This is a genomic window from Methylotenera sp., from assembly GCF_030653755.1.
Taxonomy (GTDB): Bacteria; Pseudomonadota; Gammaproteobacteria; order Burkholderiales; family Methylophilaceae; genus Methylotenera.
In genome coordinates, this window is record NZ_JAURYU010000046.1 from 24,545 (window position 1) to 45,703 (window position 21,159).

The 21,159-nt window shown below is 41.0% G+C and carries 24 protein-coding genes; 12 read left to right on the top strand and 12 right to left on the bottom strand.

What is annotated here, in order from left to right:
• Positions 1–5 precede the first annotated feature (5 nt).
• From fliJ to fliR, 9 genes are all read left to right on the top strand, one after another.
• Positions 6–452 (top strand): flagellar export protein FliJ, encoded by a 447-nt coding sequence (fliJ, locus tag Q7U33_RS09730; RefSeq protein ID WP_304860273.1) that lies wholly within the window; start codon positions 6–8, stop codon positions 450–452.
• A gap of 96 nt (positions 453–548) precedes the next feature.
• A complete protein-coding gene (locus Q7U33_RS09735; RefSeq protein WP_304860275.1) occupies positions 549–1,850 on the top strand; it encodes a flagellar hook-length control protein FliK in 1,302 nt (433 codons plus the stop codon).
• Between the two features lie 168 nt (positions 1,851–2,018).
• The gene (gene fliL / locus Q7U33_RS09740; protein ID WP_304860279.1) at positions 2,019–2,510 is read left to right on the top strand and encodes a flagellar basal body-associated protein FliL; all 492 of its coding nucleotides are present in this window, start codon (positions 2,019–2,021) and stop codon (positions 2,508–2,510) included.
• Between the two features lie 19 nt (positions 2,511–2,529).
• The gene (fliM, locus tag Q7U33_RS09745) at positions 2,530–3,534 is read left to right on the top strand and encodes a flagellar motor switch protein FliM (protein WP_304860281.1); all 1,005 of its coding nucleotides are present in this window, start codon (positions 2,530–2,532) and stop codon (positions 3,532–3,534) included.
• Positions 3,524–3,997: a flagellar motor switch protein FliN gene (gene fliN / locus Q7U33_RS09750; RefSeq protein ID WP_019898897.1), complete on the top strand. Its 474-nt coding sequence runs from the start codon at positions 3,524–3,526 to the stop codon at positions 3,995–3,997. The genes fliM and fliN overlap by 11 nt, the downstream gene beginning before the upstream one ends.
• Before the next feature lie 42 nt (positions 3,998–4,039).
• Complete coding sequence (gene fliO, locus Q7U33_RS09755; protein WP_304860284.1) at positions 4,040–4,504, top strand: flagellar biosynthetic protein FliO; 465 nt, start codon at positions 4,040–4,042, stop codon at positions 4,502–4,504.
• Complete coding sequence (fliP, locus tag Q7U33_RS09760) at positions 4,497–5,252, top strand: flagellar type III secretion system pore protein FliP (RefSeq protein ID WP_304860287.1); 756 nt, start codon at positions 4,497–4,499, stop codon at positions 5,250–5,252. The genes fliO and fliP overlap by 8 nt, the downstream gene beginning before the upstream one ends.
• A 40-nt stretch (positions 5,253–5,292) precedes the next feature.
• Entirely contained in the window at positions 5,293–5,562 is a 270-nt protein-coding gene (gene fliQ, locus Q7U33_RS09765) for a flagellar biosynthesis protein FliQ (protein ID WP_304860289.1), read from the top strand.
• A 28-nt stretch (positions 5,563–5,590) separates the two neighbouring features.
• Complete coding sequence (fliR, locus tag Q7U33_RS09770) at positions 5,591–6,382, top strand: flagellar biosynthetic protein FliR (protein ID WP_304860291.1); 792 nt, start codon at positions 5,591–5,593, stop codon at positions 6,380–6,382.
• An 86-nt stretch (positions 6,383–6,468) separates the two neighbouring features.
• Here fliR and flgL read toward each other — a convergent pair whose 3' ends face one another.
• The 11 genes from flgL to flgB form a co-directional block, all read right to left on the bottom strand.
• On the bottom strand, positions 6,469–7,380 hold the full coding sequence (gene flgL, locus Q7U33_RS09775; RefSeq protein WP_304860294.1) for a flagellar hook-associated protein FlgL: 912 nt from the start codon (positions 7,378–7,380) through the stop codon (positions 6,469–6,471).
• Between the two features lie 22 nt (positions 7,381–7,402).
• Positions 7,403–9,373: a flagellar hook-associated protein FlgK gene (gene flgK / locus Q7U33_RS09780; protein WP_304860296.1), complete on the bottom strand. Its 1,971-nt coding sequence runs from the start codon at positions 9,371–9,373 to the stop codon at positions 7,403–7,405.
• An 85-nt stretch (positions 9,374–9,458) separates the two neighbouring features.
• On the bottom strand, positions 9,459–10,442 hold the full coding sequence (gene flgJ, locus Q7U33_RS09785; RefSeq protein WP_304860299.1) for a flagellar assembly peptidoglycan hydrolase FlgJ: 984 nt from the start codon (positions 10,440–10,442) through the stop codon (positions 9,459–9,461).
• 12 nt (positions 10,443–10,454) lie between these two features.
• Positions 10,455–11,609 carry a flagellar basal body P-ring protein FlgI gene (locus Q7U33_RS09790; RefSeq protein ID WP_370652004.1) on the bottom strand — a complete coding sequence of 385 codons (1,155 nt, stop codon included), beginning with the start codon at positions 11,607–11,609 and terminating at the stop codon, positions 10,455–10,457.
• Positions 11,610–11,634: 25 nt separating this feature from the next.
• A complete protein-coding gene (locus Q7U33_RS09795; RefSeq protein ID WP_304860303.1) occupies positions 11,635–12,417 on the bottom strand; it encodes a flagellar basal body L-ring protein FlgH in 783 nt (260 codons plus the stop codon).
• Positions 12,418–12,534: 117 nt separating this feature from the next.
• Complete coding sequence (gene flgG, locus Q7U33_RS09800) at positions 12,535–13,317, bottom strand: flagellar basal-body rod protein FlgG (RefSeq protein WP_304860305.1); 783 nt, start codon at positions 13,315–13,317, stop codon at positions 12,535–12,537.
• Between the two features lie 94 nt (positions 13,318–13,411).
• Positions 13,412–14,152, bottom strand: a complete 741-nt coding sequence (gene flgF, locus Q7U33_RS09805) for a flagellar basal-body rod protein FlgF (protein ID WP_304860307.1) — start codon at positions 14,150–14,152, stop codon at positions 13,412–13,414.
• Positions 14,153–14,179: 27 nt separating this feature from the next.
• Entirely contained in the window at positions 14,180–15,430 is a 1,251-nt protein-coding gene (gene flgE / locus Q7U33_RS09810) for a flagellar hook protein FlgE (RefSeq protein WP_304860309.1), read from the bottom strand.
• Between the two features lie 56 nt (positions 15,431–15,486).
• A complete protein-coding gene (locus Q7U33_RS09815) occupies positions 15,487–16,158 on the bottom strand; it encodes a flagellar hook assembly protein FlgD (RefSeq protein ID WP_304860312.1) in 672 nt (223 codons plus the stop codon).
• A 60-nt stretch (positions 16,159–16,218) separates the two neighbouring features.
• Positions 16,219–16,626 (bottom strand): flagellar basal body rod protein FlgC, encoded by a 408-nt coding sequence (gene flgC / locus Q7U33_RS09820; RefSeq protein ID WP_304860314.1) that lies wholly within the window; start codon positions 16,624–16,626, stop codon positions 16,219–16,221.
• Positions 16,627–16,712: 86 nt separating this feature from the next.
• On the bottom strand, positions 16,713–17,120 hold the full coding sequence (gene flgB, locus Q7U33_RS09825; RefSeq protein ID WP_304860316.1) for a flagellar basal body rod protein FlgB: 408 nt from the start codon (positions 17,118–17,120) through the stop codon (positions 16,713–16,715).
• Between the two features lie 309 nt (positions 17,121–17,429).
• On the opposite strand from flgB, the gene flgA reads away from it, so the two are divergent.
• From flgA to Q7U33_RS09840, 3 genes are all read left to right on the top strand, one after another.
• Positions 17,430–18,164, top strand: a complete 735-nt coding sequence (flgA, locus tag Q7U33_RS09830; RefSeq protein ID WP_304860402.1) for a flagellar basal body P-ring formation chaperone FlgA — start codon at positions 17,430–17,432, stop codon at positions 18,162–18,164.
• A 158-nt stretch (positions 18,165–18,322) separates the two neighbouring features.
• Positions 18,323–18,661 carry a flagellar biosynthesis anti-sigma factor FlgM gene (flgM, locus tag Q7U33_RS09835; protein ID WP_304860319.1) on the top strand — a complete coding sequence of 113 codons (339 nt, stop codon included), beginning with the start codon at positions 18,323–18,325 and terminating at the stop codon, positions 18,659–18,661.
• Between the two features lie 7 nt (positions 18,662–18,668).
• Positions 18,669–19,142, top strand: coding sequence for a flagella synthesis protein FlgN (locus tag Q7U33_RS09840; RefSeq protein ID WP_304860322.1), 474 nt, complete (start codon positions 18,669–18,671; stop codon positions 19,140–19,142).
• A 125-nt stretch (positions 19,143–19,267) separates the two neighbouring features.
• On the opposite strand, the gene recQ is transcribed toward Q7U33_RS09840, so the two are convergent.
• Entirely contained in the window at positions 19,268–21,124 is a 1,857-nt protein-coding gene (recQ, locus tag Q7U33_RS09845; RefSeq protein WP_304860324.1) for a DNA helicase RecQ, read from the bottom strand.
• Positions 21,125–21,159 lie beyond the last annotated feature (35 nt).

The following is a 21,159-nucleotide window of genomic DNA, read 5'->3' on the forward strand; positions in this document are numbered from 1 at the left end:
TCTTAATGACGACAAAATCTGGCAATGTGTTAAAAATGTTAGAGGAAATAGCCACCAAAGAAGTTGAGTTGGCTACTGAGGCATTAGCAAAAGCAATGAAAGTGGTAGATGAGGCACAAGATAAATACGATATGTTATTAGAGTATCGTAAGGGCTATCAGGATAATTTAAATGCAAATCTATCTAAAGGCATGAGTGCTGAGGCTTATCAAAACTTCCAAAACTTTTTTAAAAAGCTTGATCATGCCATTACTGGACAGAAAGAAGTGGTGGTGTTTGCTGAGCAGCAAGTGAAAGTACATCGAACATTGTGGCAAGAAAGTCAACGTAAGAAGCTTTCTTACGATGTGCTCATATCTCGTTCAGATAAGCGTGCGGTTAAAGTAGAGCAAAAAAGAGATCAGAAAATGATGGATGAGTTCGCAACCCGAATGGCGCGAACAAAGCGTTAAACTTTTAGAATTGACGATGATTAGGTCCTTATTTTAATGAATTGAACAGGCGGCCTCTCATTTAGAATGAAGTTATTATTAAATAGGTGAATTAGCATGCAAACACTTCCAACATCAGTATCGCAAACAAAAGCGCTTAGCTTGGCTGATGTCGCGAATCAGAATGGGGCGCAAGTTAATAAATCTTCAACAGAAAATGCTAAAAAATCTTTTCAGGCTGAGCTGAATAGGCAAGTTCGATTCAAACAAAATCAGGCACAAACAAAGCAAGAGAAAGGTGCTGAATCTCTAAAGAATCAAGCACAACAAAAGTCATCTGTAAAAAATAAGTCTGAAGATGATAAGGCACAATTCTCAGCTAATCAAGATTTAAGCAGTAACCAAAGTGAAAATTCCTTTTTGATAGACTTGAGTAAGCAACTGGAAGCGGCCCGTGATTTATCTGGCAAGGTTGTATTGGATGAAGTTAAAGATTTGTCTCAAGATGTTATAACAGCGAATGCAACAGATAAAGAACCTGCTACCTCTAATTTAATTTCAACACTAGGCATTTTTTCTGGGCAAGCATTGCAAAATAACACAAATGCCTTAGAAGCATCTTCTGAGGCTGGATCTAAACTAGAAACAACAGCAGATTTGCTAGCATCACAAAAAAACTTGATGCCTACATTAAATGGTTCAAGTAAGCTTGCTCCGGGAGCTACAAAGCAAGACGATACTTCTCAGATCGTTGATGATGTGATGGCAAAACCGCAAAATGAGAAACTAGTAGACGTTTTAGCATCTAAAACTGAATCAAAGTTGGTTGCGGAAGAATTGGCTTTTAATAAGGCTATGGCAAACGTAGCTACAAAAGAGTTACCTGTTAAAGATGCATCGTCCAACATCATTCAGACACAAGCGGCAACTGTCAGTGCTGTACAAACTAACAGTAGTCTTGCATCTCAACAATTGGCTAGTGCAAATCTAATTAATGTATATCCTGGTAAGTCAGGCTGGGATCAAGCCATTAGCCAAAAAGTCGTATGGATGCTAGGTGCTGGTCAGCAGTCAGCTTCACTTACATTAAATCCGCCAGATTTAGGCCCATTAAAAGTAGTGATTAATGTACATAATGATCAAGCGGATACCACATTTATTTCAGATAATGATGAAGTTAGAAAAGCGCTTGAAAGCGGAATGTCGCATTTGAGAGATAAAATGAGCGAATCAGGCATTCAATTAGGACAGGCTAATGTGAGTACCAGTCAGCAATCGCAACAGGAGTTCCAGCAAGCTGCCCAAAATAGAGTAAATCAAAACGTTAAAAATCAAATAAATGAACCAGCAGTAGAGGGCGGTGATCAGGCTAGAGTAACTGTACGCGTTTCTGATGGGTTAGTTGATACCTTTGCTTAGTTGTACTTTCTTCAGTTAATCAATGTCATTACTTGGTTAAGTATCAATCTAAAGTGTTTTTCCCTCTCTTATTCCAGTATCTGGTAGTTTAATTTTTTTGCATAATGTAGCCATAATATGGCTATGACTGCATAATATGCAATCATAGTTAAATTAAAGGGAAAATAGATGGCTCAAGATCCGAAACAAGAATCAGAAGAAGCGGCTCCTGCCTCAAAGAAAAAACTTATCATCATCATTGCTGCATTGGTTTTGGTAATTGGAGGTGGCGGTGGCGCGTGGTTTTTCATGCAACAAAAATCAGACGTAAAAAAAGTAGAGGTTAAAAAAGAAGAGCCGATAAAAGCGCCTGTATTTTTAGCTCTTGATACATTTACAGTCAATTTGCAACCAGACCCAGATGAAAGGTTTCTGCAGGTTGATATATCATTACAAGTTGCGAGTCCTGAAGTCGCAGAAGCTATTAAACTACATATGCCTTCAGTTAAAAATCGTTTATTACTATTGCTAACGAGCAAAAGTGCTGCTGAGATATCAACGCTAGAGGGTAAGCAAGATTTGAGTAAAGAAATTATTGATGAGGTATCAAAACCATTCCCCCCTAACACCAAGCCACAAGAAGTTTTGGATGTATTTTTTACTTCGTTTGTAGTTCAATAACTCATGCTAAGTTTACATTATGGCTGATAAGTTTTTATCACAAGATGAAGTTGATGCCCTCCTAAAAGGGGTCGGTGGCGATCAGGATGACGATAAGTCTGCCTCTGAAACCGAGGGTGTGCGTGACTATAATTTGGCCACGCAGGAGCGTATTGTACGTGGGCGTATGCCTACGTTGGAAATTATTAATGAGCGTTTTGCACGTCTAGTTCGTATTGAGTTGTTTAATTTTTTAAGAAGAACTGTAGAGGTCTCAGTTGGGCCTGTACGTATTACTAAATACAGTGACTTCATTCGTAATCTAGTGGTACCTACCAATTTAAATCTTGTTCAAATGAAACCGTTGCGCGGTACTGCACTGATGGTGTTTGATCCAACCTTGGTTTTTTTGGTTGTGGATAATATGTTTGGTGGTGATGGACGGTTTCATACGCGAGTAGAGGGTCGAGATTTTACTCAGACTGAACAACGTATTATTCAACGTATTTTACATATTGTTTTTGAGACCTATGCAAAATCATGGGAGCCTGTGTATCCAATAGAGTTTGAATATTTGCGTTCAGAAATGAATACGCAGTTTGCAAATATCGCTACACCTAATGAAGTGGTCGTCGTTACAACTTTTAATGTTGAGCTTGGGCCAGCCAACGGCGAGATTCATTTTTGCATGCCATATTCGATGGTTGAGCCTATTCGAGATTTATTAACTTCACCATTACAGGGCGAGGTGCTTGGTGCGGATAAGCGTTGGGTAAAACTCATGACTCAACAAGTGCAGGCTGCAGAAATTGAAATTGTTACTGACTTGGCCACCACCAGCATGCGGTTGGGTGAAGTGCTTAATATGAAAGTTGGCGATGTAATACCAATAAGCATGGAAGATGCCATTGAAGCTAAAGTAGATGGTGTCCCCGTGATGCTTTGTAAATACGGATTGTTTAATGGGCAATATGCATTGCGCGTTGAAAAACTTTTGAGATCAAACTCTACGGAATATATTAAAGGAGAACCTTATGGCGACTGATCCAGTTGATGAGAGTGGTGTAGAAACCATCGCTGAAGATGATTGGGGCGCTGCAATGGCGGAGCAAGCATCGTCTGAAACGGCAGCAGACGACTGGGGTGACGCCATGAACGAGCAAGCCTCAGCCTTGCAAGGAGATAAAGCGGAAAAGGCTCAAGTATTTACCGAATTTACTGCAAAAAATAAATTGCACGAAACACAAAATGATATTGATTTCATTTTAGATATTCCAGTACAGCTTACCGTTGAGCTGGGACGTACTAAAATTGCGATTAAAAATTTGCTTCAACTCGCGCAAGGCTCGGTTGTTGAACTTGATGGTATGGCTGGTGAGCCTATGGATGTGCTGGTGAACGGTTGCTTAATCGCACAAGGTGAGGTTGTGGTTGTTAATGACAAATTTGGTATCCGCTTAACAGATATCATTACACCTGCTGAACGTATACGAAAAATTAATCGTTAATTAATTGTTATCAAACAGCCAACACCGAGACTGCGGATTCTAATGAAATTTAAATTGCTATTCATTTCCATTTTTTATTGGATATCAAGTTCAGCATGGCCAGCTGATGCGGTAGTGCAAACTTCACCAACAGGTGGTTTGCTGAAAATGGCATTAGGTTTAATGCTAGTGCTAGGTGTGATGGCTGGCGTTGCATGGCTAGCCAAACGTATGTTGCCAGGGGTTGCGAATAAACAGTCTACGATTCATGTTGTGGGAAGTGCAAATGTAGGTACACGTGAACGTGTTGTTGTACTAGAGGTAGCAGGGCGTTGGTTAGTGGTAGGTGTGGCACCTGGACAAGTTAGTGCTATTGCTAATTTAGAAATGGGCGCTACTGATAAAGATGCTATCGTTGTGACTGATGAGTCAGTAACACCTGCTCAGCATGCGGAGTCACTGGCGACATCATTTGGAAAGATTTTAAAGAGTTCGGCAAGTAAATTTACTGAGAAAACAAATGGTTAAAAGTTGGGTTGTCTGTTTTAAAGTTTTGTTTTTCTTAGGGTTGGCTTTGTTACCATTTTCAGTATTTGCCGAGAATGGTCTGCCATTGGTAAATGCAACGCCTAGTGCTGGAGGTGGTCAAGATTACACCTTAAGCCTACAAACCCTCATATTACTCACTTCATTAACATTCTTGCCAGCAGTGGTGTTGATGATGACTGGATTTACCCGGATTATTATTGTGCTATCACTACTGCGACAGGCACTAGGTACTCAGTCAGTTCCGCCCAATCAAGTGATGATTGGATTAGCTTTGTTTCTGACTTTTTTTGTGATGTCCCCTGTAATTGACAAAATTTATCTAGATGCTTATAAACCATTATCTGAAAATCAAATCACGATGCAAGAAGCGATGGATAAAGGTGTGGCGCCACTCAAAGAGTTCATGCTCAAGCAAACCCGTGAAAGTGATCTGGCTTTATTTGCCAAAATGGCTGAGGTAGATAACATTCAGAGTCCTGATCAAGTTCCGCTAAAAGTGTTAGTCCCAGCATTTGTAACAAGTGAGCTAAAAACCGCATTTCAAATTGGTTTTGCAATTTTCATTCCATTTCTTATTATTGATATGGTGGTTGCAAGCGTATTGATGTCGATGGGGATGATGATGGTATCTCCTGCAATCGTAGCACTGCCATTTAAGTTAATGTTATTTGTGTTGGTTGATGGTTGGCAATTAATACTTGGTTCACTTGTGGAAAGTTTCTATTAGTATCGCCAATTTACATTAAAGATAGAGTAGGGAGTTTCGAATGACGCCAGAAAGTGTAATGACATTAGGTAGGGATGCCATGGGTATCACTTTAATGATTGCTGCGCCAATCCTACTTACAGTGTTAACTATAGGCTTGTTAGTGAGTATTTTCCAAGCTGCAACTCAAATTAACGAGCAAACACTGTCTTTTATTCCTAAGTTGGTTGGCGTGTTTGTCGCGTTGATGTTTGCTGGCCCGTGGATGTTAACCACAATGGTTGATTATATGCGTCTGGTATTTACTACCATCCCAGCGATGGCTAATTAAGGCATTTGCGTAATAAGAAGCTTAATCAATGATTACGTTCAGTAGTGAGTTTCTCCAAACATGGGTAATAAGCTTGTTATGGCCACTGACACGTATTTTGGCAATAATAGCGATAGTGCCTATTTTTAGCCACACGACAATACCTAATCGAGTGAGATTAGGTTTAGGTGTGATGCTAACGATTATTATTGTGCCTACCATCCCACCAATACCTCAATTTGAAGTTTTCTCATTTGATGGCTTACTCGTTCTAATCCAGCAGATCATTATTGGATTTGCAATTGGTTTTAGTATGAGGATGGTATTCTCTGCAGTAGACCTTGCTGGCCAGATGATCGGTATGACAATGGGTCTAGGTTTTGCGCAGTTTTTTGACCCCCAAACAAGAGGGCAATCTACAGCACTTAATCAGTTACTAGTTGTAATAGCGATGTTGATTTTTTTAAGCTTGAATGGTCATTTAATTATTGTGACAGCGATGGCTAATAGCTTTGTTACTATGCCAATAGCCTTACATGGACCCGGAGTAGACCCAATGCAAATTGCACTATGGGGAAGTACTATATTCAGTGCTGGTCTAATGTTAGCACTTCCAGCTGTATGTGCCTTACTGATTACTAATATGGCTTTAGGGATATTAACGAGAACGGCACCACAACTTAATCTGTTTGGTATTGGCTTTCCAATTACGTTGAGTATGGGGTTTTTAGTATTAGCTCTTTCACTAACCAGTATGTTGCAGCCAATTGTAAAGTTTATCGAACAGGGTACCGATAATATGATGCAGGTTGCAATACCGAAAAACATTGATAGTAAGTAATCAGTTAGTAGTTTTGAGCTTAATTGTAGATTTCAACAATATAAAGTTATTTAACAAAGATTGAACAAAACCAAATTTAGACTAACCTAAATGAAGTTAAATAAAGACAAACTAGTGGTTGCAACAAATGATTTCTGCGCAGCTTCCATAATTGTTTGATTTTTTGATAAGTCGGATAATGCTGCTGCATAGTCCAAGTCCTGAATTTCAGATAACGATTTACTGTATTGTAATGCTAGGTCACCACCTGAAAGGTCTAACTGATCAATTTCATTTAACCTTGAGCCAATAGATGCACGTACTGTTAAAACGTTGTCTAGACCCTGTTGTATGCTAGTTAGACCGTTAGCAACACCTGCGCTAAATGCAGCTTGGTTTCCAGCGGTTAGCGGGGTGTCGAGTAGTGTTATCAAGTTTTGTATTGTTGCGAATATATCATTTCCACCAGCCTGGAATACTTCATCTCCTGTAGTATTAACAGCCATTTGGCGTTGACTGTCTACTTGTAACATCTGTTTGTTAGAGTCTCCCACATATGATGCCCCTGAAGGATTAGCAACAAACGGAGCTGTGTTAGTACTAAAGCCTGCATATAAATAGTTGCCAGCAGCGTCTCTTGTATTTGCTAGGCCTATTAAACCATCTAACGTTGTTTTAAGTTCTGAAGCAATAAAACCTCTTTCTAGGTCAGAGTATGTTGCATTGCCAGCAGATACCAAGGCAGACTTCACGGAGATCATCATATTGGTTACACTAGTCAGATTTGATTCTAGCGTGTTAAGCTTAAGTTGAGCGGTTTGTCGCGTATCAGCAAATTTTGCATTGATGCTTTTAGCATGTGAAATTTCTAGCGCTCTTGCAGAGGCCACGGGGTCATCTGAAGGTGAGGCAATGCGTTGTCCTGTGGATATTTGTTGCATCAATTTAAATTGCTCTGATTGCAAGTTTGATATCTTAGAAATGCCTGACTGATATATGGTGTTAGTGCTGATACGCATGATAAATTCCTTAAGCTATTGATTAGGTGCCTAATTGTAATAGCACATCAAATAGTTGACTTGCAATTTGCATCATCTTTCCTGCTGCCTGATAAGCTTGCTGGTAACGTATTAAGTTTGTTGCTTCTTCATCCAGATTCACACCAGACTCGGCTTGCACAGCTGCTGTAATTTGTTCTAATACTTGGGCTTCAGAAATGCTGAGTATATTAAGTTCACGTGTTTTATTGCCAACGCCGTTGACCATCTGACCAAAAGCATCAGAGAAGCTTTTATTTCCGGTGATGGTATTAGCGTTCTGTAAGTTACCTAGCAATAACCCATTTGTATTATCACTTGGGCCTGTAGCGCTTCCAGGTGCAATAGTAAACTCGTCACCATCACTAGGTGTTCCTGATATGACAAAACTTATGCCAGCTGTTGTTATAGTAGCGCCATTAACGAATGTAACAGGAGCACCAGCTGCATATGTCACAGAAGTACCATTTGATGTGACTGTCACAGGTTCGGTTGCGATGAATCCAGTTAATGTATTTGGAGCGCCTGCATTATAGGTAAGGTTAAAGGGGCTTGCTATCGGGCTTGATGCATAATTGCTGCTTGCAACAGGACTGCTGATTGTAGCTGCGCCAGTATTTGCAACATTGGCGCTTCCATTAAGCACACTCCCACCAACCGCTAATTTTCTAGGATCAGTGATGGCTACTTGAAATTTTGTTGCTGCATTCTGTGTTGGCTTAATTAAAAAGTTGTCGCCAGCGAGCATTGTTCCAGATGTCTGACTAATTGTTAAGCCATCTACACTTGCCGGTAGGCTACTGAATGATTGTGTCGTGTTGTCACTTAAGCGTGTAATGTTGTAATTTGTACCATCATATTGCAATTTATAGTCACTTGTTGTCAGTGCTTTAGCATTCACAATTGAGGCTGCTACTTCTGCTGGATTTGCATTAGCTGGTGTTGTTGTTGGTCCAGAGTTGTATGCATTTGCATTAACTAAAGGTTCTGGGACATTAAACAATGCTGTACCGATGTTGCCATCTAAATCAAAGCCCTGTGCAAGCTGATTATTAAAAGTTTCGCCTAAAACAGCAGCTATCTGCCCAATTTGGTTTTGTATGGCATCTAAAGACTCTGAGCGGAACTGTAGTAAGCCGCCTATTACACCACCTGGTAAGCTGTTTGTACCTAGTACCGTTACTTTACTATTTGATTGGTAAGCGACCTCAAGGCGGCTTGGGTCTGTAGGTGAAGGGGTAGTCAAAATGTTAAAAGTTTCTTTACCTACAACTAAAGGCAGACCATTACCGATATAAACATTGTAGCCACCTTGACCTTGAGAAACGATCGTCGTTTTAATCTGCTTACTTAACTCCAGTACTAGTTGATCTCTTTGGTCCATTAGGTCATTAGGTATGTTCCCATTGGCACTGACAGCTTTTTCAATTACATCATTAAGTCCAGCAATTTGTCTAGCATATGTGTTGACTAGGCTGACGCTTGATGTAAGTTGTGAATTTACACTGTCACGAATTTCATTTAAACGATTGTTAGTTGTCTGGAAACGGCTAGCGAGAGACTGCGCGAAAGACAACATTGATTGACGTGTAGCTAGGTCGCTTGGGTTGGCACTCAAATCCTGAATTGCGCCAAAAAACTCACTCATTGCTGGATTAAGCCCAGCACTAGCGTTAGAAAGCATATCATTAATCGAGCTCATTTGTGCACGATAGGTATCCACACTAGCGCTGTTTGCCTGACTACGCACGGCTTGTGCAGCCAAAATGGAATTGAAAATTCTGGTTACCGAAGCAACTTCAGTTCCTTGTCCAACAAAGCCATAGCCAAAGTTTTGTGATTGTGCTGCAGCTTGAATAACTACTTGTCTTGAGTAACCAGGTGTAGATGCATTTGCAATATTATGACCAGTCGTGCTGATGCCAATTTGTGCAGCAGCTAGAGCACTTTTTCCGATGTTTAAGATGTTAGACATGGTAATTACTCACTTTAACTAATTTCATATATTGTATGTCGGCATAAATTATTAAAACTTTAGGCATCATTTGACAATTGCTTATTTAAGATGATGATACTTTTTTAATAACACTAGTGAGTTTTTCTGCATAATTAGGGTCTGTGGCATAACCAGCTTTTTGCATGGCTTTTGCGTAGCCTTGCACATTATCTAAATTAGCCATTACATTTTCATAACGTGAGTTATTACGCATCAAATTAGCAAAGTCTTTAAATGAATCCGCATAGCTGTCATAAGCGCGAAATTTTTCAATACGTTTTTGTTTAATACCGTTTACGTATTCTGTTGTTAAAGCTTCCACTACCTTGCCACTCCAGTTACCTGTGGCTTTAATGCCGAATAGATTGTTACTTGGCGTTCCATCTGTACTTTTGAGCTCACGTTTACCCCATCCACTTTCTAGAGCTGCTTGACCAAGCATTAAGTGAGCAGGGATGCCACTAACGCGGCTTGCTGCTTCAGCATGATGCACCATCTTTTTTTGAAAACTTTCGGCACTGTTGCCTTCATTAAGCGGTTTAAATGCAGAAATATTTTTAATGGTTTGATTTATATTATTTGCATTTTGTTGTAATGCTACGCGTGCTTGATTCAGAAACGGATTACCAATCAGGTTTTCATTTAACGATTGTTTATCTGTTAAATCAGATGGATCACTTACTACTTGTTCAAGTGTGTTGGTTACACCATAGCCATTTTTTGTCAGCTGTCTTGCTAACACATCAGACAAGCCTAGGCCCTTGGATGCAAGGTTGTTCGTCAATTGCTGATCTAACATACTAGTGAAAGTACGACTTTGGTCGTTATCTAATAAACTGTCTTGTGGGGTTGCCTCACGCATGCTTTTAAGCATCATGTTCATGAAAATAGCTTCGAACTGCTTAGCAACGCCTTTGATTGCTTCAGGAGAGTTTTCTTTGGCTGCTTGCTTAAGGTTATTAAGACTATTTGCGTCAAAAGCAAGATTACCTGATAAATCTGCCTTACTGGAAATGCTGTTGTTATTAGTATTAATGTTGTTTGTCATGATTGATTGTTATTAAATAACTTCTAGCTCAGCGCGAAGTGAACCTGCGGCTTTCATGGCCTGTAAAATTGCAAGTAAGTCTTGAGGAGTAGCACCAATTGCATTGAGTGCTTTCACCACGTCTGAAAGGTTGGCACCACCATCTAACTTAACCACTTGACCAGGCTCTTTGGTAATGTCAATTTCTGAGCGTGCTGTTGCGACGGTTTGCCCACTTGCTAATGCGCCTGGTTGGCTAATGACAGGATCTGTATTGATGGTCACTGTTAAATTGCCATGTGAAACCGCGCAACTTTCAAGTGTTACCGTTTGGTTCATCACAACAGAGCCAGTGCGTGCATTGACAATAACTTTTGCATAACTAGCAGCTGGGCTTACATTCAAGCTTTCTAATGCGGCTAAAAATGCAACACGATTATAGTTGCTTGGTGGGGTGATTTGAATCACACGACCATTTTGTGCAAATGCTGTGCTTTGACCAAACTTGTTGTTTACAGCATCAACGACTAATGATGCTGTAGAAAAATCAGAGTCTTTTAACTCTAGGTTGAACATACTATTTTCACTAATGCTTGAAGGTACTGCGCGCTCAACAGTCGCTCCAGCCGTAATTCTACCTACACTTAAGTGGTTTATTTGTGTTTGTGCGCCATTAGCTGATGCACCAACACCACCTACTACTAAGCTACCTTGAGCCATCGCATACACTTGTCCGTCAGCGCCTTTTAATGGGGTCATAAGCAATGTTCCACCTCTAAGGCTTTTTGCATTTCCCATTGATGAAACTGTGATATCTAAGTTTTGACCTGGCTGAGCAAAGGCTGGCAGACTGCTAGTGACAATCACTGCCGCTACGTTTTTAAGTTGTAAAGTGGTACCCGTTGGTAAATTAATTCCCATTTGCTGCATCATGCTGATAATGCTTTGTACGGTAAATGGCGTTTGTACTGTTTGGTCACCTGTTCCGTCTAAACCAACGACAAGACCATAACCGATTAGTTGATTGGTACGTACGCCTTGAATCGAAGCGAGGTCTTTCAAACGTTCTGCTTTAGCAACAGTGCTAACCGTAACGCAAATTGTAAAAGAAGCGATAAGTGCACAAGGTAATACCAAGCGCTTAAGTGTGTGCTGGATACCTTTGACCTGTGTTATTAGCGTATTCATGTTGAATAATTTTGTCATATGATGGTCACCATGGGCTCATGCTTAAAAAGAAGCGAGCGAATATCGATGCTATTGCAGCACCATCAATCTTGCTGTTGGTTCTGTATTCTATTCTAGCATCAGCTACCCTAGTGGAGGGGACTGTATTACCTAGAGAGATGGTGTCTGGGTTAATGACGCCCGAAAAGCGGATGAACTCAGTACCTTTATCTAAACCAACTTGTTTTTCACCACTCACTACAAGGTTGCCATTTGGTAATACGTCAACAACTGTTGCGGTTAGTGATCCATTAAATACATTTCTTGCATTTGCTGCTGCATCATCCGTGTAAGAGATATCAGAACTGGCTGAAGCCGAGCCTAAATTGGCAAATGGGAGCCTTGATACTAGGCCACCGATTATTGGTATGTTATTTCCAAGTTTTGCGTCAGTTTGAAAACCAACTTCGCCTTCTTTGCTTGCGGAGCTTCCATTCGCTTTAGTAGCGGTAGTGTTTTCTGTAATATTAATGGTGACAATGTCTCCAATAAAACGAGGGCGACGGTCTTCAAACATAGGGCGATATGATGATGCACTATAAATACCACCATTGTTACTTTGTGCATTGCTCGGTTGTTGCGCGCTCGCCGATGTGGGCTGGTTGACAATAGAAGTAGGGGTTATTGCGCAACCATAGAGTAAGAAAGCTGCAAATATTCCAACAATACTGTGGCTAACTGTTTTATTTATAGTCACTAGGTACTTTTTGATATTTGCTATCGGCTTGTTTGTAGCGCTGAGCAATTTACCTTGTGTGGTATTCAACATGATTGCCTCTGGGTGTTCTGACAATAAAACCTTAAAAAAGTATCTTTGTGGACTTTGATCCTGATATTCTTTTCTAAAGTTTTTTGATAATGCCTTAGTTTTATAACCAATGTTAATTTACATCTGTGTTAATTTTTGCAACATTTGGTCAGATGTTGTAATCGCTTTACTATTAATCTCGTAGGCGCGTTGTGTTTGAATCATATTAACTAATTCTTCCACAACGTTAACATTTGAGGTTTCTACAAAGCCTTGGGTAAGTAAGCCTGCACCATTTGTGCCTGGCGTATTAGCATTAGCAGTGCCCGACGCCGCAGTTTCAACGTACAAGTTCTCTCCGTTTGCTTGCAAACCAGCTGGATTAATGAAAGTAGAAAGTTGTAATTGTCCAATTTGCGTTACTGCAGTGGAGCCAGCTAATGTCACTGACACAGTTCCATCACGACCGATTGTAAGGCTTTGAGCGTTGTTTGGTACCGTAATTGGCGGCTGCACAGAAAAGCCACTTGAGGTCACTAGTTGACCTTGAAAATCAACTTGAAATGCACCATCTCTTGTAAACGCGGTTGTGCCGTCTGGAAGTAGTATTTGGAAAAACCCCGCACCTTGGATTGCAACATCCTTATCATTGCCAGTCTGTTGTAAATTACCCTGTGTAAAAATACGCTCAGTAGCAACAGGCCTAACACCAGTTCCCAATTGTAAACCTGAGGGTAGCTGTGTTTGCTGGGATGACTGCGCGCCAGGTTGTCTAATTGTTTGATAAAGCAAATCCTCAAACACTGCTCGTGATCTTTTGAATCCACTTGTACTAACGTTTGCCAAGTTGTTTGAAATCACGTCCATTTGCGTTTGTTGCGCATCTAGACCAGTTTTTGATATCCATAGTGAGCGTATCATTTTATTTCCTTTCAATCAGAGCATGCTTTTAATTTCTATATGCTTTAATTGCTTAATAGTTCATTGCCATAACTTAATCATAGCTGGTTTATGGTTAAGTCAATTGCAAGAGTTGACTGGCTTTATTAGCGTTATTCTCAGCTGTTTGAATTAGTTTCATTTGCATTTCAAACTGGCGGGCTAGACTAATCATTGTGACCATTGAGTCAACGACGTTTACGTTGCTACTTTCAAGTGCACCTTGAATTACACTAACGTTAGCATCGGCAGCTGCAGGATTTCCATCTTTAGTGGTAAATAAACCATCATCAGCACGTACTAAGTTTGATGATGGTGGATTCACTAGCTTAATTCGACCAATGATGTTAGAAGGACCCGGTAGCGTTAAGTTATTGACCGTTGATACCGTACCATCTTTGCCGATAGACATGGCTACATCAGGTGGAATTGTAATGGGTCCTCCATCACCTAATACGGTGAGTCCGTTCGCGGTTTGTAGTAAACCGTTTGGACTCGTTTTTAGTGAACCATTGCGCGTGTATGCTTCTGAACCATCAGCTCGCTGTATCGCTATCCACCCATCGCCTTTTACTGCGATATCTAAATCTCGGCTAGTTGCTTGAATCGCACCAGAGTTAAAATCACTACCGGTAGTAGCATCAACGACAAAAGCTCGTGTGGGTAAGCCTTTCCCGATAACTGGCACTGCTCTGAAAGCATCTATCTGTGATTTAAAACCAGTAGAAGTTGCATTAGCCAGATTGTGGCTGGTCGTTGCTTGCTTCTCAAGGATGTGTTTCGCACCCGTCATTGCGGTGTATATCATGCGATCCATCGTGATGCTCCTTTTAGCTACTAACTATTAACGAAGGTTAACAAGTGTTTGTAAGACTTGATCTTGCGTTTTAATGGTTTGTGCATTCGCCTGATAAACACGTTGAGCCGTAATCATATTGACCAGTTCGGCAGTTAAGTCTACGTTAGAGTCTTCTACAGCAGATGATTGAAGTACGCCTAACAAGCCGCTACCAGGGGCTCCTGTCAATGCAGGGCCAGAACTTGCACTTACTGCCCATGCATTGCCGCCTAATGATTGCAAGCCATTTGGGTTGGTAAAGCTAGAGAGTACCACTCGACCTAAATTTTTCGATTGACCATTGCTGTAACGACCAACGATAGTGCCATCGCTTGATGTGTTAAAGCCAGATAAACGGCCAGATGTAAATCCATCTTGAGATAAGCTGTTGATACTAAAAGCGGAGCCGAACTGTGTGCTCTTAGAATAGTCGATTGTTGCGGTCACATCAGCCGCGCCGTTGGGGGCTGGAGTGGTATCTGTGTTAAGCGGTGTGAATGTTACAGAAGGTAATGCAGGTACGATAGTTGGTGATACGCCAGTACCAGTAAAGGTCATCACGGCAGTGGTTGCAGGTAAAGCTGGTGTTGATACGCCATCAACGGTCGTGTAAACATCCCATTCGTTTGCGGCAGTTTTACGGAAAAAATTTTGTAATGTGTGCGAATTACCTAAGCTATCGTAAACCGTTACCGCAGTCGAGCTGTTGTAAGTAGTAGGGTCTGTAGGGTCAAATATTGGTATCGCAGGCATTGGGTTGTTTCTAGAGTCAAGGTTAATCGTACCCTCAATCTCTGTTGTTGCTACAGGCTGAATGTCAGCCGTGTTGATTTGCAGATCAACTGCTGCACCACTTAATATATTGCCGCTAGCATCTGCGGAGTAGCCGGTTAAGCGTTTGTTGGCAGAATCTACGATATATCCAAATCTATCTAACTGGAACTGGCCGTTGCGTGTATATGTGATAGCGCCATTTGAAGACATGCGGAAAAAACCATTGCCATTAATAGCAATATCTAAGGAGTTGTTGGTCGAGGTAATATTACCCTGTGTGAATTGTTGCGCAACAGTTGCCAAGTTTGTACCAATACCGATTTGGCTACCTCCACCGCCAGTGATCGAGTTTGCGAATACGTCAGCAAACTCTGCACGAGATTGTTTAAATCCTACGGTATTGGCATTTGATACGTTGTTGCCGATAACTTCTAATTGTTTAGATGCTGCGTTAAGACCGCTTAAACCTTGTTGAAAACTCATACTATTCTCCTTAGAGCTACATAATTAATGTTAATAATGCTTAATTACTAGCGTTATTAAAATATCTCTTTTACTGCCGTAGTATCTACTGTCATTAAATTGCTTAAATTAAGTTTAACTCCAGTTGAGTAATTGGAAATGCTCAATACCTTTGCAAAACTTAAAGTTGTTGCTGCTGCAGTATTGCTGCCAATTGTTGCCTCTACTTCGAATTTATAGTTACCTGCAGGAGCGGTTGTGCCATCATCTTTAAAACCATCCCAAGTAAGCGGAATTGTCCCTGCATCTTGTTTACCTAGCTCGATTGTCCTGATGGTTGCACCAGAGCCATCCTTGATATTAACTTTTACCTTGTCTGCTCCAATCGGCAGTTCTATACCGAAATAACCTGCTTCGCCAGATGTTTGAATGGTATCGCCAGGAGTTAACACACTACGGCCTATAAGATTTGAGGCTTGGTAAGATTGGCCCATTTGTACATTGTTAATTAAAGTCTCTAATGTATTATTTAACTTATCAATACCAGTCACTGTTGATAGTTGTGCCATTTGGCTAGTGACTTGCGCGTTATCCATAGGGTTGAGTGGGTCTTGATTTCGCATTTGCGTTACAAGTAAGGTCATAAATCGGTTTTGTGCTTCATCTACTGATGCTGTTGAACTTTTCTTGGTGTTCATAGCATCTAGTAATGCTTGTGACGGAGTGTTGGCTGCGTTTACGGTTGTCATTTATGGGCTCCTAATTTCAGTGCGCTTAATTTTTTCAGTTCTGATAATGTCTTTAAACTACTATGACTGACCTATAGAAAGCGTTTTCATTAACATTGTTTTTGCTGCATTCATGGTTTCCACATTATTTTGGTAAGCACGAGAAGCAGAAATCATATTTACCATTTCCTCTGTGACATTCACATTTGGCATGCTGACATACCCTTTGTCGTTTGCAAGAGGATGTTTAGGGTCATACAACATTCTTGGCGGTGAGTTATCTTCAACGACCTTGGTCACTTTTACACCGCTTGCACCCGCCGATTTAGAAGGTATTGCGCTAAAAACAACTTGTTTTGATTTGTAAGGAGTGCCGTTCGCGCTGGTCGCACTATCTGCGTTTGCAAGATTACTGGCCACAGCATTTAAGCGTTGAGCTTGAGCGCTCATTGCGGAACCAGAAATATTAAACACGTTAAATAATGACATCGACTTCTCCTTAAATATTTGTCTAGCTATCCACATCTACTACACTACGTAAGCCTTAAATAGCAGCTTTCTAAACCGAACCTCATTTATTGCCCTTGAATTGCTGCGAGCATTTTTTTTAACTGTCCGTTAATCATGATGATGCTAGCTTCGTAACGAATCGCATTGTCTGCAAACTGATTACGCTCTACGTCCATGTCAACAGTATTGCCGTCTACGCTACCTTGAATCACAGGTCTAAAAAGTGCATCTCCACCTATGCTAGAGGGTTTGCCATCTAAGTGATTTGGTGAAGTTTTGCTAGTATTAAAAGCTTCTTTATTCGTTGCGCCTGCCATTGCATTTTTCATTGCGGCGTTAAAATCCAAATCGCGCGCTTTGTAGTGCGGTGTATCTGCATTGGCAATATTAGCCGCAATAAGTTCTTGGCGTTGGCCGCGCACTCTTAGTGCGTTTTGATGAAAACTTAAAGCTGCATCTAATTTGTTAATCATATTTTTCCTTTGCTAAGCACCTAATACTGAATGAGATTTTTACAAATTACTATTGAGTAATTTAAGCTTAAATCATCAAGTAAATACTTTTATTGCCGATAACACACTTGTAAGCAAGTTTAAATACATATGGCAATGTTTGATTGGGTAAGAAGAAGGGTATTTCTTGCCCTTTTCTTAGTTTTACTAGACAGTCGTATCCGTAGAATGCACATTGAATCTTTGTACATAGCATTGGAATTCGACATGTCCTGTTTTATCTACCAATTACCATTGAAATTGTTCTCAAATGTAAGTTTGAAAGCATGTATGGCGAGTGGTCGGCTTGGCTTTGTAATGTTACTAGCTGTTTTGATGTTAAGTAATAGCCTTTTATTAAAGGCGGCAACAAGTCAGGTTGCGATCAGTAAGCAATATCCTAAACAAGATTTATCTTTAATAAAGGTTAAGGTGGTTGAGTTTCTACAAACACAAACGCTTGGTTATCCTGGTAAAGTAGCAGTTCAAGCTGGGGCCATTGACCCGAATTTAAAGCTAGCAATTTGTCATGATATTCAGGTTTTTTTACCTTCAGGCAGTCGTGCATGGGGTAAAACTAGTGTTGGGGTCCGCTGTAATGCGCCAAGCGCTTGGACAATTTATGCTCAGGCTACCGTCAATGTTGTTGCACAGTATTTGGTTGCTGCTGCGCCATTAGCGCAGGGTAGGGTTGTCACACATGAAGATTTATTGTTTCAAACTGGTGATCTTACGCAGTTGCCCCCTGGAATCTTTACTGATGTGACGCAGGCGTTGGGCCGTATTGTGAATATCTCAATGAACGCTGGTGCTGTGCTTAGGCAGGAGATGCTTAAAGTGTCACCTGTTGTGCAACAAGGGCAAACTGTGATGATTACTTCAGCTGGTAAAGGCTTTCGTGTCTCAGCTGAGGGTAAAGCAATGACTAAAGCAAATGAAGGGCAAGTTGTACAAGTGAAGGTTGCTAATGGCCAAGTAGTGAGTGGCATAGCACGTCAGAGCGGACAAGTGGAAGTTGTTTTTTAACTGGTTACATTCAGCTTTTGCGACTTAGTTATTTAAATTATTGATAAACATTGTTAATTTTTATAAAAAAAGCTAAAGTTCGCTTAAACTATGCCGATATCTGCATTAAGGATGCGTGTATACGTATGAGCAGGTTAAGCAAAAAAGGATGAAATGCCATGAAAATCAATGAAACAATTAAAAATACCGCTGGCTTAGTGCTTGATAAGGCTAGTGTTGAAAAGGCAAATGCAGCAAAAGTTGAGGCTGATGCTAAGCAAAAAACAGGTAAGTCTCAGTCAAGTGAGAAATCTTCTGGTAATGTGACTTTGTCACCACTTTCAGCAAAATTGCAAACTTTAGAAGCCAAGGTTAAAGCTAGTAACGTTTACGATGCTGAGAAAGTAGATGCAATCAAATCAGCGATTGCTGGTGGTCAGTTTTCTGTAAGTTCAGAAAAAGTAGCTGATGGCTTAATTGAAACCGTGAAAGATTTACTAACGAGTCGCTTTGCTTAAAATTAACATGGCTAATACATCTTCCAATCAATCTGTAACCTTTACGCAAGACGCTTTGTTAGTGGCAGAACTGATTGCTTTGCTTGAGCGTGAGCAGTCGCACTTGGTGAAAGCTAATGTTGAGGAAATAGAGGCGATTCTGGAAGAAAAGTCCTTACTATTGCAGCGTTTGAACCTTGCTGCTAAATCACGTTACCAGTTATTACAAGCGCATGGTTTTCAAGCTAGCGAGTCTGGTATGAGTGAATGGGTTGAAAAACAAGCGAAAAAAGATATCACGACAGCTTGGGTTAACTTCCAAAAGTCTCTTGAACAAGCTAAAGAGCTTAATAGATTAAATGGTACTTTAATTAGTAAACATTTTAATCGTAACCAAGAACTGCTAAATCATTTACAAGGTAATAATGATGAAGGTTCAGTTTACGGTCCAGATGGTCAAGCTAAACCAAAGGGACCTTCACGTTCTGGCTTGATTGTTTAAATAGCCTAAAGTAGTGTCTCTATCTTAGTTATCGTTGATTAGTTAAACTTTGCATCTAAGAGTAATACCAAACCAAATTCAAGTGCTTACCAGTTTTAGTCAGCGTAAGATATTTATTGGTAAGCTTAGTAGTTCACGCTGTTTACCATATCTTCTAATACCTGTAAAAATGCATCGCCATATCGTGTCAGTTTCGCTTGACCTACACCGCTAATTTTACCCATGTCAGTTAGGCTGTCGGGGCGATGGTTCAGAATTTCAAGCAGTGTACTGTCATGAAAAATCAGGTAGGGTGGTACGCCTTGTTCCTTTGCAAGCTGAGTCCGCTTGGCTTTTAGTGCATGCCACAATGGATCATCTGCCACACCTGCATAGGCTTCTTTAACACGAGCGACACGTTCAGCTTTACTCACACGTTTGGCGACTTCATGGTCTTGGCGTAGCCATACGTTTGCTTCACCTCGTAAAATAGGGCGCGCAGACTCACTAAGGCGAAGTCCACCAAATGCGTCCATGTCAGTCTCTAAGTGTCCACTTGCGACCAATTGCCTAAATACACTACTCCATTGTGCTTGAGACAGGGTTTTCCCTATGCCAAAAGTACTGAGTGCTTGATGGTTGAATTGTTCAACTTTAGGGGTTGATTTTCCAAGTAGCACGTCAATCAGGTGTACTACACCAAATCTTTGTCCTGTGCGATATACGCATGATAATGCCATTTGTGATGCTTGGGTTCCATCCCAAGTGTCTGTAGGGGTAAGGCAGTTATCGCATTGCCCGCAGTCACCTGGGTGCTGCTCTCCAAAGTAACGTAATATGGTTTGGTGACGACACGCTGTAGATTCGCAGAAGCCAAGTAGCGCATCCAGTTTTTGTCGTTCTACATGCTGACGCTCTGGTGAGGCGTCACTGTTCTCTAACATTTGTTTCATGTTAACTACGTCGCCTAGACCATATGTCATCCAAGCGTTGGCTGGCAGGCCATCTCTGCCCGCACGACCTGTTTCTTGGTAGTAGCCTTCCATACTTTTTGGTAAATCGAGATGTGCGACAAAGCGTACGTTAGGTTTATCAATGCCCATGCCAAATGCAACTGTGGCGACCATAATTACACCTTCTTCGCGTAAAAATCGTCTTTGGTTGCTGTTACGTATACTTGCATCAAGCCCTGCATGGTAGGGTAAGGCATCCCAACCTTTTGATTTTAGCCACTCGGCAGTTTCTTCTACTTTACGGCGTGATAGGCAGTAAACAATGCCAGCATCATTGGGATGTTCTGACTCAATAAAAGCTTCTAGTTGCTGGCGTGCATTGGCTTTTGGTAAAACACGGTATTTAATATTAGGGCGATCGAAACTAGAGACAAATTGACGAGCATTTTCAAGGGTTAGTCGTTCTATGATTTCAGCTCTAGTGGGCGCATCAGCCGTTGCAGTGAGTGCGATTCTAGGTACGCGAGGAAAGTGCTCATGCAATACAGTGAGTTTGCGATATTCTGGCCTAAAGTCATGACCCCATTGAGAAACGCAATGCGCTTCATCAATGGCAAACAGTGCAATGCCTATACTGTCCTCAATTTGTTCAAGCAAGGTAAGGAAGTTCGGCATGAATAAACGTTCTGGCGCAACGTACAGCACTTGTATATCGCCACGAAGTAACGCTGTTGTAATGGTGCCAGATTGCTCTGCATTTAGGCTTGAGTTTAGAAAGGCTGCCTTCACCCCAAGTTGCTGAAGAGCATCCACTTGGTCTTGCATCAGTGCAATGAGTGGTGATACCACAACACCAACGCCTTTGCGTAATAATGCTGGTAGTTGATAGCATAATGACTTACCACCGCCTGTGGGCATTAAAACAAGCGCATCGCCACCCTCGACCATATGTTCAACAATTTCTTGTTGCTCACCACGAAAAGTGCTGTAACCAAACACATCCTGTAAACAAGCCTGAGCGGTTAAATGACGAACAGATGTGTTTAACATTTAAACTGAACCGACGATTTAGCGATGCTTGCTTG

Excerpts from the sequence above, each read along its gene's own strand:
- fliJ (WP_304860273.1), top strand. The coding sequence starts at position 6 with ATGACGACAAAATCTGGCAATGTGTTAAAAATGTTAGAGGAAATAGCC.
- Q7U33_RS09735 (WP_304860275.1), top strand. The coding sequence starts at position 549 with ATGCAAACACTTCCAACATCAGTATCGCAAACAAAAGCGCTTAGCTTG.
- fliL (WP_304860279.1), top strand. The coding sequence starts at position 2,019 with ATGGCTCAAGATCCGAAACAAGAATCAGAAGAAGCGGCTCCTGCCTCA.
- fliM (WP_304860281.1), top strand. The coding sequence starts at position 2,530 with ATGGCTGATAAGTTTTTATCACAAGATGAAGTTGATGCCCTCCTAAAA.
- fliN (WP_019898897.1), top strand. The coding sequence starts at position 3,524 with ATGGCGACTGATCCAGTTGATGAGAGTGGTGTAGAAACCATCGCTGAA.
- fliO (WP_304860284.1), top strand. The coding sequence starts at position 4,040 with ATGAAATTTAAATTGCTATTCATTTCCATTTTTTATTGGATATCAAGT.
- fliP (WP_304860287.1), top strand. The coding sequence starts at position 4,497 with ATGGTTAAAAGTTGGGTTGTCTGTTTTAAAGTTTTGTTTTTCTTAGGG.
- fliQ (WP_304860289.1), top strand. The coding sequence starts at position 5,293 with ATGACGCCAGAAAGTGTAATGACATTAGGTAGGGATGCCATGGGTATC.
- fliR (WP_304860291.1), top strand. The coding sequence starts at position 5,591 with ATGATTACGTTCAGTAGTGAGTTTCTCCAAACATGGGTAATAAGCTTG.
- flgL (WP_304860294.1), bottom strand. The coding sequence starts at position 7,380 with ATGCGTATCAGCACTAACACCATATATCAGTCAGGCATTTCTAAGATA.
- flgK (WP_304860296.1), bottom strand. The coding sequence starts at position 9,373 with ATGTCTAACATCTTAAACATCGGAAAAAGTGCTCTAGCTGCTGCACAA.
- flgJ (WP_304860299.1), bottom strand. The coding sequence starts at position 10,442 with ATGACAAACAACATTAATACTAATAACAACAGCATTTCCAGTAAGGCA.
- Q7U33_RS09790 (WP_370652004.1), bottom strand. The coding sequence starts at position 11,609 with ATGAATACGCTAATAACACAGGTCAAAGGTATCCAGCACACACTTAAG.
- Q7U33_RS09795 (WP_304860303.1), bottom strand. The coding sequence starts at position 12,417 with ATGTTGAATACCACACAAGGTAAATTGCTCAGCGCTACAAACAAGCCG.
- flgG (WP_304860305.1), bottom strand. The coding sequence starts at position 13,317 with ATGATACGCTCACTATGGATATCAAAAACTGGTCTAGATGCGCAACAA.
- flgF (WP_304860307.1), bottom strand. The coding sequence starts at position 14,152 with ATGGATCGCATGATATACACCGCAATGACGGGTGCGAAACACATCCTT.
- flgE (WP_304860309.1), bottom strand. The coding sequence starts at position 15,430 with ATGAGTTTTCAACAAGGTTTAAGCGGTCTTAACGCAGCATCTAAACAA.
- Q7U33_RS09815 (WP_304860312.1), bottom strand. The coding sequence starts at position 16,158 with ATGACAACCGTAAACGCAGCCAACACTCCGTCACAAGCATTACTAGAT.
- flgC (WP_304860314.1), bottom strand. The coding sequence starts at position 16,626 with ATGTCATTATTTAACGTGTTTAATATTTCTGGTTCCGCAATGAGCGCT.
- flgB (WP_304860316.1), bottom strand. The coding sequence starts at position 17,120 with ATGATTAACAAATTAGATGCAGCTTTAAGTTTTCATCAAAACGCACTA.
- flgA (WP_304860402.1), top strand. The coding sequence starts at position 17,430 with ATGGCGAGTGGTCGGCTTGGCTTTGTAATGTTACTAGCTGTTTTGATG.
- flgM (WP_304860319.1), top strand. The coding sequence starts at position 18,323 with ATGAAAATCAATGAAACAATTAAAAATACCGCTGGCTTAGTGCTTGAT.
- Q7U33_RS09840 (WP_304860322.1), top strand. The coding sequence starts at position 18,669 with ATGGCTAATACATCTTCCAATCAATCTGTAACCTTTACGCAAGACGCT.
- recQ (WP_304860324.1), bottom strand. The coding sequence starts at position 21,124 with ATGTTAAACACATCTGTTCGTCATTTAACCGCTCAGGCTTGTTTACAG.